Below are 15,035 nucleotides of genomic sequence, written 5' to 3'. Positions count from 1 at the left end.
CTTGAGCTTCTTGGGTTGGTATGGCGGATTGCAACCCGAGCAACGAAACCCGAGCAATGCAGTTTTGCCGCGTTGTTCTTTGCCGGTTTTAACCCGTCATAATGAAAATTAAGACTGGCTAATGATACGCGAAATATGTGATTTGAGGTAGGGTGGGGAGGGGCGGTGGCGGTAGGATGTGGCAGAGAGGTTTCAGGTAGCCTTAGAGGCAGGTAAGGTAATGGCTGAAATACTTTATTTATAGGCTGCTATGGCGGAAACAATATTCTTGGATGCAGGGTGGTAAGTTAGGGAGACATGATAATCCATCGTGGGAGCATATCTTGCTATTTGCTGTTTAAAGAATAGGTTGTGATTATTGTGTGACAATATATGGAACAGAAGGCTACCTGAAAGCGCTGCTTCAAAGAAGTTTCTGCGAAGCTAAAGCGTAGTTACCGCAGGAGAGCGGGTTTTTGCCAAACCAAAGTTTGCAGCAGTTTGAAAAGAAAGCAGGCGGGCTGCCTTTGTGGCAACCCGCCTGATTGGGCGAAGATGGGAATTAGTGGTGATGGCCATGTGCGCCGTGGACATGGCCGTGAGCGATTTCTTCGGCGGTGGCGGGGCGGATTTCGGCCACTTTGCCTTTGAAGCGCAGCTTCATGTCGGCCAGCGGATGGTTGCCGTCTACCACGGCTTTGCCGTCGGCGATGTCGGTTACGCGGTAAACCAGGGTGTCGCCGGTTTCGGGGTCGTCGGCTTCAAACATCATGCCCACTTCCACTTCCACGGGGAAAACATTGAGCGGCTCGATGCGCACCAATTCCGGGTCTTGTTCGCCGAATGCGTCGTCGGGAGAAAGGGTTACGTCTACTTCTTCGCCCACGGCTTTGCCGTGCAGCGCTTCTTCCACCAGCGGAAAAATGCCGTCGTAGCCGCCGTGCAGATAGGCGATGGGCTCTTCTGTTTTGTCGATCAGCTGGTTGTTGGCATCAAACATTTCATAATGCAGGGTTACTACGGTGTCTTTTTCGATGTTCATGGCAAGTCTTTCCTGCTTGGGAACGGTTGGGAAGGCATTATTTTACCGCATCGGCAGGTTTAGGCAATGCGGCGGCGGCTTGGGCTGGGATAGGGGAAATTTGCCGACACCCTATTTGTTTGTATGCACAGTAGTGTGGCGATGAGGCGAAATGGCGGATGCGGCCTGGGTGTGGCGGGTTGTGGTTTGGTTTGGAGTTTGTTGTTTTCTGTTGATTTGTTTTAGGTTTTGTTGATTTTTAGTAGGCTGGAAGGCAGTGCGTGGGAAGGGCTGGGCGGCTTTCAGGTAGCCTTTTGGGCAGCAGGGATAGAGCGGTTCGTGAATATGCTTGGTTTACAAAAAGATAAAGTTTTTTACTTGGAATGCGGGCTGGGGCAGCCCGATAAAAGGCTGCTATAGCAATGTTGGCTTAACTCTTGGCATATTCAAATTGTGTTTTCAGGTAGCCTTTCTGGGAGAGGCTACCTGAAAATGGTATGGGGCAGTGAAAACTTTTTAATCGATCTTCAATAAGGCTTCGATGGCGGCGGTGTATTGCGGCAGGCGCGCCATTTCTTCTTCGAGCTTGTGTTGGCTGCCGGAATTGTTAAGCGCGGTGTCGATTAAATCCAGCGCGGCGGCGGTGGCGAGGATGCGGCGGCGTTTGGCCGGGCTGATGTTTTTCTCGTCGAGCAGGTCGGTGATGTTGCCGAAGTTGCGGTTTTTCATCATACGGGTTGTTCCTGTGTGGATTGAGGCTACCTGAAAATGAGAATTTGGTTGTGCAAGGTAAAAAAATGCCCCACGCCGTAGAGGCCGCGGGGCAGGGCGTTTATTACGGTCGGTCGAGGCCGAAGGCTTTGTGCAGCACGCGGGTGGCGAGCTCGAGGTATTTTTCATCGATCAGCACGGAAATTTTGATTTCGGAAGTGGAAATCAGCTGGATATTGATGTTTTCCTCGGCCAGGGTGCGGAACATGGTGGCGGCCACGTTGATGTGCGAGCGCATGCCGATGCCGACGATGGATACTTTGCATACGGTATCGTCGCCGTGAATATCGGCCGCGCCGATGCTTTCCTGCACGCTTTGCAGCAAATCAAGCGTGTGGCGGTAGTCGCCGCGCGATACGGTGAAGGAGAAATCGGTGGTGCCTTCTTCGCCGGCATTTTGGATAATCATGTCCACATCGATGTTGGCGTCGGCCACCGCGCCCAAAATCTGGTAGGCGATGCCGGGTTTGTCGGGCACGCCGCGCACGTTGATGCGGGCTTGGTTTTTGTCGAATGCGATACCGGATACAATGGCTTTTTCCATGTTGGGGTCTTCCTCGTAAGTAATCAGGGTGCCTTCGCCGCCATCGGTGAGGCTGCTCAATACGCGCAGGCGCACTTTGTATTTGCCGGCGAATTCCACCGAGCGGATTTGCAGCACTTTGCTGCCCAAGCTCGCCAGTTCGAGCATTTCTTCAAACGATACGGTGTTCATGCGCCGCGCTTCGGGCACCACGCGCGGGTCGGTGGTGTAAACGCCGTCCACGTCGGTGTAGATTTGGCATTCGTCCGCCTTGAGTGCGGCGGCCAGCGCCACGGCGGAAGTATCGGAGCCGCCGCGCCCCAGCGTGGTGATGTTGCCATCGGCGTCCACGCCTTGGAAACCGGCCACAATCACCACTTTGCCCGCCGCCAAATCGGCACGCATTTTGGCATCGTCGATGCATTCGATGCGGGCTTTGGTGTGGGCGTTGTCGGTTTGCACGGGCACCTGCCAGCCGGTGTAGCTCTTGGCAGGCACGCCGATGTCCTGCAGCGCCATGGCCAGAAGGCCGATGGTTACCTGCTCGCCGGTGGCGAGCACAACGTCCATTTCGCGCGGGTCGGGAAACTCCCGGATTTCGTGCGCCAACGCCACCAGGCGGTTGGTTTCGCCGCTCATGGCGGACACCACCACCACCACGTCGTGCCCTCCGGCGCGGGCGCGGGCGATGCGTTTGGCCACATTCTTAATGCGCTCGGGGCTTCCCACCGAAGTCCCGCCGTATTTCTGTACCAATAAAGCCATTTGTTTGAATACTCTCTTTACTTTTGAAGCCAATCCGTACCGCACATGGCAACGGATTGGCCGAAAATTGGGAAGTGGACAGTTTGCCGATATATCGGGCAGAGCGGCATTATTGCCAGTTCGGCATAAAAAAACAAGCCTCATTCGCCGCCGTTGTGCCATCACACAGGGGTACGACAGCATTTCGTGGCAGCGCTTTCCCTTAATCGAGCCAACCGCCACGCAAAGGGTTTGCTACAATCCGCCTGGCCGAATACGCAAAGGCTACCTGAAAACAAATTGTCTGACCCTAATTTTCAGGTAGCCCTAATCCACATCCAGGCTACCTGAAAAAACACCATGCTCCGCACCCTCAAAACCATCTGGCACGGCCTTACCGCCAAAGGCGCGCTCTTCCCCCCACCAGCTCGCCTTTACCCTGCTCATCCCCTGCGCAACTGGGCGCTTTCCCCCGCTGAGCTGGTGAGCAGGCTGGAGTTGCAGCCGCAACAGCGCATTCTCGAAGTGGGCTGCGGGCCGGGCTATTTCAGCCCCGCACTCGCCCGATCCGTGCCGCAGGGCAGCTTGGTGTTGGCCGATATTCAGCCTGAAATGCTGGCCAAAGCGCGGCAGCGGCTGGAAAAACGCCATATTCCCAATGCCGAATACCACCTGTGCAGCGGCAGCAGCTTCCCCTTTGCCAGCGCTTCGTTTCACCGTATCGTGCTGGTAACCGTTTTAGGCGAAGTGGCCGACCAAGCGGCCTACCTCGCCGAATTCCACCGCCTGCTCACCCCGGACGGGCTGCTGTCCATTTCCGAAGCCGCCGGAGATGCGGATAAACTCAGCCGCGCCGAGCTTATCCAATTGCTCGAGCAATACGGCTTCACTCCCGTGCAACAATTCGGCAACGAGCGCAACTACACTTTGAATTTCGGCAAAACAGATTTGAGCTTGGCAGAAACCCGCTGAGCTTTCAGGTAGCCTTATCCAACACCCAAAAGGCTATCTGAAAATAAAAGATACAAGGAAAACAATACTATGGCCAAAGCCCCCAAAACCCTCTACACCTGCACCGAATGCGGCGGCACCGTGCCCAAGTGGCAGGGCAAATGTCCGCACTGCGGCGAGTGGAACACCTTGCAGGAAGGCATCGCCGCGCCCGAGCCGAAGAATGCCCGCTTCCAATCGTGGGCGGCGGACACTACGCAAGTGCAGGAACTCTCCAAAGTTACCGCCGCCGAAGTGCCGCGCGAGCCCACCGGCATGGGCGAACTCGACCGCGTGCTCGGCGGCGGGCTGGTGGACGGCGCGGTGATTTTGTTGGGCGGCGACCCTGGCATCGGCAAATCCACGCTGTTGCTGCAAACCGTTGCCCTGATGGCGAAAAAACGCAAAGTGCTGTATGTGTCGGGCGAGGAATCAGCACAACAGGTCGCCCTGCGCGCGCAGCGGCTGGGGCTGGATGCGGACGGCGTGCATCTGCTGGCGGAAATCCGTTTGGAAGCGGTGCAGGCTGCTTTGAAACAGCACCAGCCCGCCGTGGTGGTCATCGACTCGATTCAAACCATGTATTCCGACCAGATTACCTCCGCGCCCGGCTCCGTGTCGCAGGTGCGCGAGTGCGCCGCCCAGTTCACGCGCATGGCCAAGCAGATGGGCATCGCCATGATTTTTGTCGGCCACGTCACCAAAGACGGCGCGATTGCCGGCCCGCGCGTGCTCGAACACATGGTGGATACCGTGCTGTATTTCGAAGGCGACCAGCATTCCAACTACCGCATGATTCGCGCCATCAAAAACCGCTTCGGCGCGGCCAACGAGCTGGGCGTGTTCGCCATGCTGGAAAACGGCCTCAAAGGCGTGTCCAACCCCTCCGCCATCTTCCTCGCCAGCTACCGCGACGACGTGGCCGGCTCGTGCGTGCTGGTGACGCAGGAAGGCAGCCGCCCGCTGCTGGTGGAAATCCAAGCACTGGTGGACGACGCGCACGGCTTCACGCCCAAACGGCTCACCGTCGGCTTGGAACAAAACCGCCTCGCCATGCTGCTGGCCGTGCTCAACCGCCACGCCGGCATCGCCTGCTTCGACCAAGACGTGTTCATCAACGCCGTGGGCGGCGTAAAAATCAGCGAGCCGGCAGCGGATTTGGCGGTGATTCTGGCGATGGTGTCCAGCTTCCGCAACAAGCCGCTGCCGGAAAAAATGGTGGCCTTCGGCGAAGTGGGATTAAGCGGCGAAGTGCGCCCCGTGGCACGCGGGCAGGAGCGGCTGAAAGAAGCGGAAAAACTCGGTTTCAAACGCGCCATCGTGCCCAAAGCCAACCTGCCGCGCAGCAAAAAAGAATTCCCCGGCCTGGAAATCTTCGGTGTGGAACGGCTGGACGAAGCGGTGCGGCTGTGCAGGGATTTGGCGGAGTAGGGTGCAGGCTGCTTTTGGGGAAAGGGCTACCTGAAAATTCTTGGGCAGGTAGGGTAGGCACTTGCTTATTGGCATAAAAGCCATGTTTAATGAATAAAAGTGGAGAAAATCAAAATGTCCAACATAAAAGAATCTCTTAAAAATTTTGCATCTGTTTATGCTTCAAAGGGAAGGCGTGAATTTGATGTGGGTTTTTTGATATTCCATGAAGATTTACTAGGCGGAGAGAAAACTCAGATTGAAAATTTTTTCTCCGCCATTCAATCATCTCGTAATTGTATTGGTATTGGAAACCCGTTTAATTTATCTTTTTCAAAATCAATGGATGAGGCAAGAAACACTCACGGTTGGTTAGATAACAATGAAGGAAAATATCTATATTTATTAGAACAAGATGACCAACCTATTTTTGTTAATAATGATACCGGAATGGTATTTGCAATGACCTCTGGCTCAAACGAAAAATTTGAGATAGCCGACTCGCTCTCGGATTTTATTTCAGCATTGTTTTATACCCTTTTGTTATCTGTTAAATATATTGATAAAAATTCAATTAATGGTAAATTTGATGAAAATTACTATATCAATGAAGATGAAGATTATTTAATGGAAATCGAAGAATTTCTTAAGAATACTGAATTAAATATTAATATGGAGAATTTTTATTCTTTCTTATTTGTTGGTGCATTATAGCAATCACAATTTGAATTCTTGAATACAACCTACGGTACTTATTTGTTGGAATAAATTTAGGGGGTGGGAATAATGAAATTTGTTAGCGTAGATATAGATTTCTTAGAGATATATTCCGAGAACTTAAATAATGAATATGATAATTTTCATAAGAAGATGGCTGATATTTTTGGTTTTCCTGATTTTTATGGTAAGAATTTAGCAGCTTTTATAGATTGTCTGTCAGATTTAAGGATATATGAAGGTGAGGATATAGAACCAATGATTCGTTACTCTCTAAATAAAGATGAATGTATTTTATTGAATATTAAGAACCTATTCAGAATTTCAGATGATTTGAGGTATAAATTTTTATTTGCAATAGAACGGATTAATACAAGACATGCAAGGAGCAAAATCCCGACGATTTTAATAAATTTAATAGAGTAGCCATAGGTCGGATTCCCGAATTAGACACCCGCCTTGCCAAAGGCTACCTGAAAAAGTTCAGGTAGCCCTTTTCTTTCAGATAGCCGGGTATTATTTAACCATCTCGCAGCGCAGTTTGTCAGCAGCGTCAAACACCACTTTTATGCTGGTCATGGTATTGGCGGTGAATGCCACATCGCAGCTTTGAATATAGGGTTTTTCTTTATAGACAACATGCAGATTCAGGCGCACTTTGTCTGAAGGCGAATGTATGGTTTGGGATTCATACGGTTTGAAGCTTCCGTCCCAGTCGCTTTCCAAAGGGAAATTCCCATTGCCTTCAAAGGCTATGGCGGGCATATACGGTCCGCCGTTTGGATTGATTGCAGTAGGTGCAAAAGCAACCCGCCGCATATTGGTGTCGGTGTGCGGCACAGACTGCAAAAGAACAACCCGAAATGGATAAACGGCCGGTTGTTTCGAAACGGCCGGTTTCCCTGCGCAGGCGGATAGGGATAAGGCGGCGATTGCAAGCAGGGTGGTATACTTCATGCTTGTTTTCTTTGAAGCGTTGGCGGACAGCCAGCGTGCCCGGAATGGAAGGCGGGCGGCAGGCCGGGATTGGGGCGCAATATAGCCAAGAAGCTGCCTGCTTCCTAGCGGGTTTCAAGCGATGACACAAAACAACTGGATTTTGATTACGGCGTTGCCCAGCCTTGCATCGAAAGCCTATTCGGCCTGTCATATTTAACCCATATGTCCCCAAGGCTACCTGAAAAACAATTCATCCTTTCCGCACATTATGCTCAAAATACTCAAACATCACCCCCACGCCCCCATTCTGCTGGCCTATCTGCGCGTGTTCGCCATGTCGGTGGCCGCCTTTGTGGTGTGCACCACCGAATTCATCCCCATCGCCATGCTCACCGACATCGGCAAGGGCTTCAATATGTCTGCCGCCGACACGGGCATCATGATTACCGTGTATGCCTGGGTGGTGTCGCTGGCTTCGCTGCCGCTGATGCTGCTGGTGGCCAATGCGGAGCGGCGCAGGCTGCTGCTGGCGTTGTTTGTTGTGTTTGTGGCCGGGCACGGGCTGTCGGCCGTGGCATGGAGCTTTCCCGTGCTCTTGGTGTCGCGCGTGCTGATTGCGCTCACCCACGCGCTGTTTTGGGCCATTACCGCTTCGCTGGTGATGCGCCTGGCGCCGGCGGGCAGGCGGCAGCAGGCTTTGGGCTGGATGTCGCTGGGCACTTCCATGGCCACGGTGTTGGGCTTGCCGCTGGGGCGGCTGGTGGGGCAGTGGCTGGGCTGGCGGTTTACCTTCGCGCTGATCGGCGTGCTGGCCTTGGGCGTGATGGTGCTGTTGGCCAAAATCCTGCCGCGCCTGGAAAGCAAAAACGCGGGTTCGCTCAAAAGCCTGCCGCTATTGGCCAAACGCCCGCGCCTGTTGGGGATGTATGCGATGGCGGTGCTGATTGTGAGCGCGCATTTCACGGCCTATAGCTACATCGAGCCTTATGTGCTGGAAATCACCCATATGCCGCCGGATACGGCCACGGCGGTGTTGCTGGTGTTCGGCCTGTCGGGCATGGCGGCCAGCTGGCTGTATTCGCGCTTCTACCCGAAGCACCCCAACCCCACCCTGATCGGCTCGGCGGCGCTGCTGCTGGTTTCCCTGCTGCTGTTGAAGCCTTTGGGCGGTGGAGAGGCGATGATGTTTGCGCTCTCGCTGGTTTGGGGTATCGGCATCGGCGTGTTGGGCTTGAGCATGATTGCCCACGTAATCCGCTATGCGCCGGATGCCACCGATGTGGCCAATGCGATTTACTCGGGCAGCTACAACATCGGCATCGGCGGCGGCGCGCTCTTGGGCGGCATCATCTCGCGCCACTGGGGGATGGGTGCGTTGGGCTGGGTGGGTGCCGCCATCGCCGCCGTGGCATTGGCCGTCTTTGCATGGACGCAGCTCGGGTTTAAAGACAAGCAGGCTTGAGGCTGTGCCGGATGTATAGTGGATTAACAAAAAACAGTACGGCGTTTCGCCTTGTCCTGATTTAAATTTAAAAGGCTACCTGAAAACAGAATGGTGTTTTCAGGTAGCCTTTTGATATGGCGCGGCGGTGTTTTATTTGCCGTTTTTGGCTGCCCACTCGGCGGGAGTGGCGGCTACGGAGATGGAAAGGGCGTGCAGTTCGTTGCTGGCCAGCCGGTCGGCGAGGCCGTCTTTGATCAGGCGGTGGCGGGCGAGGCGGGGTTTGCCTTCAAAATCGGCGGAAACGATGGCGGCAAAAAAGTGATGGCCGTCGCCTTCCACTTGGATCATTTCGGCATTGATGACTTCGCCAATCATGGCTTGGACTTGTTCGGGAGTGAGCATGTGGATTCCTTATTGATTGCTTATAACGGATTCACAAAAACGCTGCGGCGGCTCGCCGCCTTGTTCTGTTTTTGCGAACCCGCTATCGGGGTTTGTGTGAGGGGCGTATTCTACCGTAAACCGGTAGGGTGCGCTTTGTTTGTGTTGGGCGGCGCTTAAAAAGTTTCAGGTAGCCTGTGTCGCGTAAGGGGCTACCTGAAACTTTGATGCGGTTTGCAAACCAGCCTGTGCGGGCGGCGATTTGGCGGAAGCCGCGCTCCCGCTCTATTGCGGTTTCGCTTTCGTTGCGGCTTAAGCTTCAGGTAGCCTCTGCGGCGGGCTGCAAAACATATAGGCTCACGGTTTCGTGCAGCCGGGCGGCGGCGAGGGGGTTGGCGGCATCGCGGCTTTTGGGGTGTTGCGGGCGGGTGTCGAGGCGTTGGCTGACGGCGAGGCCGGCGGCGGCGATGCGTTCGGCCAGTTCATTCGGTTGGCGCAGGCCGAGGTGTTCGGCAAGGTCGGACATGATAAGCCAGATTTGCCCGCCGGGATTGAGGCGGGCGGGGGCTTGTTGCAAAAAGGCTTGCAGCATGGCGCTGCCGGGATCGTAGAGGGCGGTTTCGATGTCGGCGGCGGGTTTGGCGGGCAGCCAGGGCGGGTTGCAAACGATCAGGTCGGCGCAGCCTTCGGGGAAAAGGTCGGTTTGCAGCAGCCGGATTTGGGGCAGGCCGAGGCGTTGGAAATTGGCGCGGGCGCAGGCGACGGCGCGGGGGCTGTTGTCGGTGGCGGTAACCGTTTGGAGGCCGCGCCGGGCGAGCAGGGCGGCAATCACGCCGCTGCCGGTGCCGATGTCGAAGGCGCTCCGGGTGCGGGGCGGCAGGGGTGCGGCGGCGATCAGGCCGAGATACTCGCCGCGCAAGGGGGAGAACACGCCGAACGGCACATGGATACGCGCGCCGAGGGCGGGGATTTCCACGCCTTTTTTGTGCCATTGGTGGGCGCCGATGAAGCCGAGCAGCAGGTTGAGCGGCAACAGGAACGGCTCGCTGTTTGGTTCGCCGAACACGTCGGCCAGGGCGGCGGATACGTCGGGGGCGCGGCGCAGATTCAGCCGATAGCCGGCATCGATTTCCACCAGCAGCATGTTAGCCAGTCGGCTGCGTTGCGCCTGTTGCATGCGGTGGGTGTGGAAATCGGGCGAGGCAGCGGCGGGAAGCTGGCGTTTCACGGCGGAGAGCAGCTGAACGGCCTGATGATAATCGCCGCGCCAAAGCAGGGCTTGGCCTTGGCGGAAACTGTTGAGCGCGGCTTGGGCGGAAAGGGCGGGCGCGGCCACGGCGAGCGCGGCGGGCGGTTTTTGCGCGGCGGTGTTGCGCCATTGGGCTTGGCGGGTTTGGCCTTGTTCTTGCCAGGTGAGGGTGTGGGGCATGGCGGAGTGTTTGGCTTGGGTTCGCTCTGTTTAAGATTTCAGGTAGCCTGATGGACGGAGGTGAAAAAGTATGGGCGGTTCAATCGCAGCCTGCGCGGATGCCGTGCCGGGCGGCGAGGGCGTAGCAGAGCAGCACGCACAAAAACAGCGGCGGGTACAGGGTGGCGGCAAAACAGGAAAGCAGCAATGCGAGCAGCAGCAGCCGCACCCGGCCGCTGCCGAAGCTGCCGCAGTATTCCATCCGTTTGATAAAGGCCACGGCAAATAATGCGGGGAAAAGGGCGTGGAATTTCAGGATAAACGGATAAGTGATGCCGCTGCGCACGAGCCACAGGGCGAACAGCAGGTGCAGGCCGGGCAGGATAAGGGCGAGGGCGGTAAAACGGGTTTTGTCCATGGTACTTTTCCAGGTGGGTTGATTTTTCAGGTAGCCTCATGCGCGAAAAGGCTACCTGAAAACTTATTTCACTCCCGCGCCAAGCCGTCCAGTAGCTTCTGATGAATCCCGCCGAAGCCGCCGTTGCTCATCACGAGGATGTGGTCGCCGCTTTGGGCGTTGCTCAGGATGCTTTTCACGAAGGCGTCGAAATCGTTGCCGGTGTGCAGTTTGCCGCCGAGCGGGGCGAGGGCGGCGGCCACGTCCCATTCCACGCCGCCGCCGTAGCAGAACACTTGGTCGGCTTCGGCCAGGCTTTCCGGCAGGGCGGCTTTCATGCTGCCGAGCTTCATGGTGTTGGAGCGCGGTTCGAGCACGGCGATGATGCGCGCGCCGCCCACTTTCTGCCGCAGGCCGGCCACGGTGGTGGCAATAGCGGTGGGGTGGTGGGCGAAGTCGTCATACACGGTGATGCCGCGCACGCAGCCTTTCACTTCCATGCGCCGCTTCACGTTTTGGAATTGCGAAAGCGCTTCGCAGGCTACCTGAATACTCACGCCGGCATGGCGGGCGGCGGCGATCACGGCCAGCGCGTTGAGGCGGTTGTGTTCGCCCAACAGCTGCCAGGCGATATGGCCGACGGTTTGGCCGTGGTGCAGCACATCGAATGCGCCGTTTCCGTCCGGCTCGCCGGCCTGCCAGCCTTCTGCGTTGCCGAAGCTTTCCACCGGCGTCCAGCAACCTTGCGCCAACACGGTTTGCAGGCTCTCTTCGCGGCCGTTGCACACAATCAGGCCGTTGCCCGGGATGGTGCGCACCAGGTGGTGGAACTGGGTTTGGATGGCGGCGAGGTTGGGGAAAATGTCGGCGTGGTCGTATTCGAGGTTGTTCAGAATGGCGGTGCGCGGGCGGTAGTGCACGAATTTGCTGCGCTTGTCGAAGAAGGCGGTGTCGTATTCGTCGGCTTCAATCACGAAGAACGGCGAGCGGCCGGCCGGATCGGCTTCGGGCGCCTGCGGCAGGCGGGCGGAAATGCCGAAGTTTTGCGGGATGCCGCCGATGAGGAAGCCGGGGGCTAGGCCGGCGTATTCCAACACCCAGGCCAGCATGGAGGCGGTGGTGGTTTTGCCGTGCGTACCGGCCACGCCGAGCACCCAGCGGCCGTGCAGCACGTTTTCGGCCAGCCATTGCGGGCCGGACACATAAGGCAGGCCGCGATTCAAAATGGCCTCGATCACCGGCATGCCGCGCTTGGCCACATTGCCGACCACATACACATCGGCGGGAAATTCGTTCAGTTGCTCCGCATCGAAGCCTTCGTGCACGGCAATGCCCAAATCGGCCAGCTGCGTGCTCATCGGCGGATACATTTTGGCGTCGCAGCCGCTCACTTTGAAGCCCGCTTCCTGGGCGATGGCGGCCAGCCCGCCCATAAATGTGCCGCCGATGCCGATAATGTGGATGTGTTGCATAGCCGAAAGCCTTATCTGGAAATGGAAAGGCAGAATTATAACGGATTGGTGCGGCATCGGGCATTTGATGCTTGGGCGGCTTTCGGCGGAACAAAAAGCCGCCTGCGGGCGGCGGTTGAAAATATTGATGATGCGGCTTCAGGTAGCCTTTCGGATAAACCCCTTGATTTGACAATAAAACCGCTAAAACTTAGAATCGCGCCGTTTTTACATTTGCAGCCGGATAAAGCATGAACAAACGTGTGTTGGTGGTGTCGTATTCGCAGAGCGGGCAGTTGGCGCGCCTGAAGGAGAGTTTCCTGCGCGATGTGCGCGGCGCGGAAGGAATCGAGGTGGACGATGTGGTGCTGCGGCCGCAGCGGCCGTTTGCGTTTCCGTGGCGTTTCCTGCCGTTTTTCGATGCCTTTCCCGAAACCGTGCATTTGCAGCCCGCGCCCATCGAGCCGCCGAAGCTGGCGCATGAGCGCTATGATTTGGTGGTGATTGCCTACAGCGTGTGGTTTTTGTCGCCCGCCCAGCCGGTTACGGCGTTTCTGCAAAGCGAAGCCGCGCGGCGCGTGTTGCGCGATACGCCGGTGATCACGCTCATCGGCTGTCGCAATATGTGGCTTATGGCGCAAGAAAAAATGAAACGCTTACTGGCCGGTGCGGGCGCGCGGCTGGTGGGCAATGTGGTGAAAATCGACCAATGCGGCAGCGCGGCGAGCTTCATCACCACGCCGCTGTGGATGTTTACCGGCAAACGGCAGGCGGTATCGTGGCTGCCGCCTGCGGGCATCAGCGAAGCGGAAATCGCCGATGCTGCGCGTTTCGGGCGGCGTGTCGCCGAGGCTCTGCAGCACGATGAAGCATTAGACGAAACGCTGCTGCAACGCATGGGCGCGGTGAAAACCAATGAAAGGCTGATTTCCGGCGAACGGGCGGCTCAGCGCAGCTTTGCGGTGTGGGGCAGGCTGGCGATGGCTGCCGGGCGGGTGTCGCCTCTGTTGAGGCGGCTGGTGTTGTGCGCGTATATCGTGTTTTTGTTGGGGATTATCCTCACCGTGGTGCCGATCGGCGCACTGCTCAAAACCTTGCTTGCGCCGCTGCGGCGGGAAAAAATGCGGCGGGAGCGGGAATATTATGCCGCGCCTTCGGGTGAGTGAGGCGGATGGGCTGCTTGAGAAATCGGGCGGCCCTTTTTGTTGCGCCGCGTTTGGCTGCAATAATGATTTTCCCGTATCAGGCGGCGGGCTGCAGGCCGTACGGTAAGGCGGGCTGACCTGGTGGGAAAGGGGGTGTGTTTTTTTTTGCGGCGGGGCGTGTGCCGAAATCTTTTAGGCCGGCCGCAGGCGATGTGTTGGGTTTGGTTTTCAGGTAGCCTCTGTTCCGCCAAGGCTACCTGAAATTTTATGCGCCGGTATGGCAATACAGTTGGTGTTGTTGGATATAGCCGAGCACGGCGGGGGGGAGGTCGGGGCTGGTGTGTTCGGCGGCGAGCTGCTGGCGGATTTGGCTGGAGCTGATGGGCAGCGGCTCGGCTTGCAGGATGTGCAGGCGGCCTTGGGGCAGGGCTTCCGCCAGCCAACTTTGGAGTGGGGCAGGAGCTTGGGCGAGGTTGCTGCCGGGGCGGGGGGCGGCGGCGATGCGGCATTGGTGCACGAGGTTTTGCCAACGGTGCCAGGTGTGCAGTTGCAGCAGGCTGTCCATGCCGATGAGCAGCCAGAGCTCGGCAGTGGGGAAGTGTTGGCGGAAGATTTGCACAGTATCATGGGTGTAGGTGGCGCCCTGGCGGACGATGTCGCAGTCGCTCACGGCAAGGCGGGAATCGGCTTGGGCGGCGATTTCGGCCATGGCGAGGCGGTGCTGGGCGGCGGTACGGGGGGTGGTTTTGTGGTAGGGGTCGCCGGCGGGCAGGAGGATGACGCTTTCTAAATCCAGCTCGTCGGCAAAGCTGCGGGCGATGTGCAGGTGGCCGTTGTGGATGGGGTCGAAGGTGCCGCCGAAGAGACCGATGCGGGGCATGGTGGGGTTCCTTTGCTTGGGGGTTCAGGTAGCCTTTGGGTGGGCAGCGCCAATTAGCTTAACTTTGTGCTGCGGCATTGGCTCGCCGCCTTGTATTGACAGTGTTGTTTGGCAATCAAGAGGCTACCTGAAAATGGTTGGTTCAGTTTCAGGTAGCCTTTATCTGTTTATTTCAGCAGGTTTTTCAGGGCTAAACGCACGCCTTCGCCCACTTCGGTGCCGGGCGGGATGCCTTTGGCGGCGGCACGGGCTTCTTTTTCGTTGTAGCCCAGGGCGAGCAGGGTGCTGACGATGTCTTCGCTGCTGTCGCCTGCTTGGGCGGCGGGCTGGGCTTGGACGCCGCCGGAGGCGGTGAGTTTGCCGCGCAGTTCGAGCACCATGCGTTCGGCGGTTTTCTTGCCGATGCCGGGGGCGGAGGAGAGGCGTTTGATGTCTTCGGCGGCGATGGCGGCGGCGAGTTCGTCGGCGCTCATGGCAGAAAGGATGCCGAGCGCGGTTTTGGCGCCGATGCCGCTCACTTTGATGAGCTGGCGGAAGGTGTTGCGTTCGCTGTGGCTGCCGAAGCCGAAGAGAAGGTGGGCATCTTCGCGCACGATGAGCTGGGTGTAGAGCGAGACGGTTTCGCCCACGGGGGGCAGGGTGTAGAAGGTTTGCATGGAAACGTCGGCTTCGTAGGCGATGCCGTTTATGTCGATAACGACTTGCGGGGGGATGGCTTCGATGAGTTGGCCGGTGAGCTTGCTGATCATGGGATGAGGCTACCTGAAAAATGGGAAGAGGGGCATTATATCGGTTTATTCAAACGGGTTATAATCGGGCATTGATTTTGATTGGA

General features: G+C 57.1%; 17 protein-coding genes. 7 read left to right on the top strand and 10 right to left on the bottom strand.

Annotated elements, in window-relative coordinates:
- Window positions 1-541 precede the first annotated feature (541 nt).
- The 3 genes from ELB75_RS08695 to ELB75_RS08685 all read right to left on the bottom strand — a co-directional run bounded on the left by ELB75_RS08695 (window position 542) and on the right by ELB75_RS08685 (window position 3,059).
- A complete protein-coding gene (locus ELB75_RS08695; RefSeq protein ID WP_126983585.1) occupies window positions 542-1,021 on the bottom strand; it encodes an FKBP-type peptidyl-prolyl cis-trans isomerase in 480 nt (159 codons plus the stop codon).
- 495 nt (window positions 1,022-1,516) lie between these two features.
- On the bottom strand, window positions 1,517-1,732 hold the full coding sequence (locus ELB75_RS08690) for a hypothetical protein (RefSeq protein ID WP_003823211.1): 216 nt from the start codon (window positions 1,730-1,732) through the stop codon (window positions 1,517-1,519).
- 103 nt (window positions 1,733-1,835) lie between these two features.
- Window positions 1,836-3,059, bottom strand: a complete 1,224-nt coding sequence (locus ELB75_RS08685) for an aspartate kinase (protein ID WP_126983584.1) — start codon at window positions 3,057-3,059, stop codon at window positions 1,836-1,838.
- A 339-nt stretch (window positions 3,060-3,398) separates the two neighbouring features.
- Between ELB75_RS08685 and ELB75_RS08680 the strand changes: the two genes are divergently transcribed.
- The 4 genes from ELB75_RS08680 (at window position 3,399) to ELB75_RS08665 (ending at window position 6,581) form a co-directional block, all read left to right on the top strand.
- Window positions 3,399-4,010, top strand: coding sequence for a class I SAM-dependent methyltransferase (locus ELB75_RS08680; RefSeq protein WP_126983583.1), 612 nt, complete (start codon window positions 3,399-3,401; stop codon window positions 4,008-4,010).
- Window positions 4,011-4,079: 69 nt separating this feature from the next.
- On the top strand, window positions 4,080-5,459 hold the full coding sequence (radA, locus tag ELB75_RS08675) for a DNA repair protein RadA (protein WP_064083873.1): 1,380 nt from the start codon (window positions 4,080-4,082) through the stop codon (window positions 5,457-5,459).
- Window positions 5,460-5,573: 114 nt separating this feature from the next.
- Entirely contained in the window at window positions 5,574-6,152 is a 579-nt protein-coding gene (locus ELB75_RS08670; RefSeq protein ID WP_206501443.1) for a hypothetical protein, read from the top strand.
- 72 nt (window positions 6,153-6,224) lie between these two features.
- Entirely contained in the window at window positions 6,225-6,581 is a 357-nt protein-coding gene (locus ELB75_RS08665) for a barstar family protein (protein ID WP_126983581.1), read from the top strand.
- A 90-nt stretch (window positions 6,582-6,671) separates the two neighbouring features.
- Here ELB75_RS08665 and ELB75_RS08660 read toward each other — a convergent pair whose 3' ends face one another.
- Window positions 6,672-7,112, bottom strand: coding sequence for a hypothetical protein (locus ELB75_RS08660; protein ID WP_126983580.1), 441 nt, complete (start codon window positions 7,110-7,112; stop codon window positions 6,672-6,674).
- Between the two features lie 250 nt (window positions 7,113-7,362).
- Between ELB75_RS08660 and ELB75_RS08655 the strand changes: the two genes are divergently transcribed.
- Entirely contained in the window at window positions 7,363-8,556 is a 1,194-nt protein-coding gene (locus ELB75_RS08655; RefSeq protein WP_126983579.1) for a sugar transporter, read from the top strand.
- A gap of 132 nt (window positions 8,557-8,688) precedes the next feature.
- Here ELB75_RS08655 and ELB75_RS08650 read toward each other — a convergent pair whose 3' ends face one another.
- The 4 genes from ELB75_RS08650 to mpl form a co-directional block, all read right to left on the bottom strand.
- On the bottom strand, window positions 8,689-8,940 hold the full coding sequence (locus tag ELB75_RS08650) for a BolA family protein (RefSeq protein WP_064090483.1): 252 nt from the start codon (window positions 8,938-8,940) through the stop codon (window positions 8,689-8,691).
- A gap of 298 nt (window positions 8,941-9,238) precedes the next feature.
- Complete coding sequence (locus ELB75_RS08645) at window positions 9,239-10,348, bottom strand: methyltransferase (protein WP_126983578.1); 1,110 nt, start codon at window positions 10,346-10,348, stop codon at window positions 9,239-9,241.
- Between the two features lie 79 nt (window positions 10,349-10,427).
- Window positions 10,428-10,745, bottom strand: a complete 318-nt coding sequence (locus ELB75_RS08640) for a hypothetical protein (protein ID WP_126983577.1) — start codon at window positions 10,743-10,745, stop codon at window positions 10,428-10,430.
- 68 nt (window positions 10,746-10,813) lie between these two features.
- Window positions 10,814-12,196, bottom strand: a complete 1,383-nt coding sequence (mpl, locus tag ELB75_RS08635) for a UDP-N-acetylmuramate:L-alanyl-gamma-D-glutamyl-meso-diaminopimelate ligase (protein ID WP_126983576.1) — start codon at window positions 12,194-12,196, stop codon at window positions 10,814-10,816.
- Here mpl and ELB75_RS08630 point away from each other — a divergent pair.
- Together ELB75_RS08630 and ELB75_RS08625 are read left to right on the top strand one after the other, a co-directional pair.
- On the top strand, window positions 12,182-12,430 hold the full coding sequence (locus ELB75_RS08630) for a hypothetical protein (RefSeq protein ID WP_126983575.1): 249 nt from the start codon (window positions 12,182-12,184) through the stop codon (window positions 12,428-12,430). The two genes, mpl and ELB75_RS08630, sit on opposite strands and share 15 nt — an antisense overlap.
- Complete coding sequence (locus ELB75_RS08625; protein ID WP_126983574.1) at window positions 12,427-13,341, top strand: dialkylrecorsinol condensing enzyme; 915 nt, start codon at window positions 12,427-12,429, stop codon at window positions 13,339-13,341. Before ELB75_RS08630 ends, ELB75_RS08625 begins: the two co-directional genes overlap by 4 nt.
- 244 nt (window positions 13,342-13,585) lie before the next feature.
- On the opposite strand, the gene nadD is transcribed toward ELB75_RS08625, so the two are convergent.
- Both nadD and ruvA read right to left on the bottom strand, forming a co-directional pair.
- Window positions 13,586-14,200, bottom strand: a complete 615-nt coding sequence (gene nadD, locus ELB75_RS08620; protein WP_126983573.1) for a nicotinate (nicotinamide) nucleotide adenylyltransferase — start codon at window positions 14,198-14,200, stop codon at window positions 13,586-13,588.
- Between the two features lie 167 nt (window positions 14,201-14,367).
- Window positions 14,368-14,949: a Holliday junction branch migration protein RuvA gene (gene ruvA, locus ELB75_RS08615; protein WP_126983572.1), complete on the bottom strand. Its 582-nt coding sequence runs from the start codon at window positions 14,947-14,949 to the stop codon at window positions 14,368-14,370.
- Window positions 14,950-15,035: the final 86 nt, after the last annotated feature.

It is taken from the genome of Eikenella corrodens (genome assembly GCF_003990355.1).
GTDB classification, from domain to species: Bacteria; Pseudomonadota; Gammaproteobacteria; order Burkholderiales; family Neisseriaceae; genus Eikenella; species Eikenella corrodens_B.
This window is presented reverse-complemented; position numbering and strand designations above follow the sequence as displayed.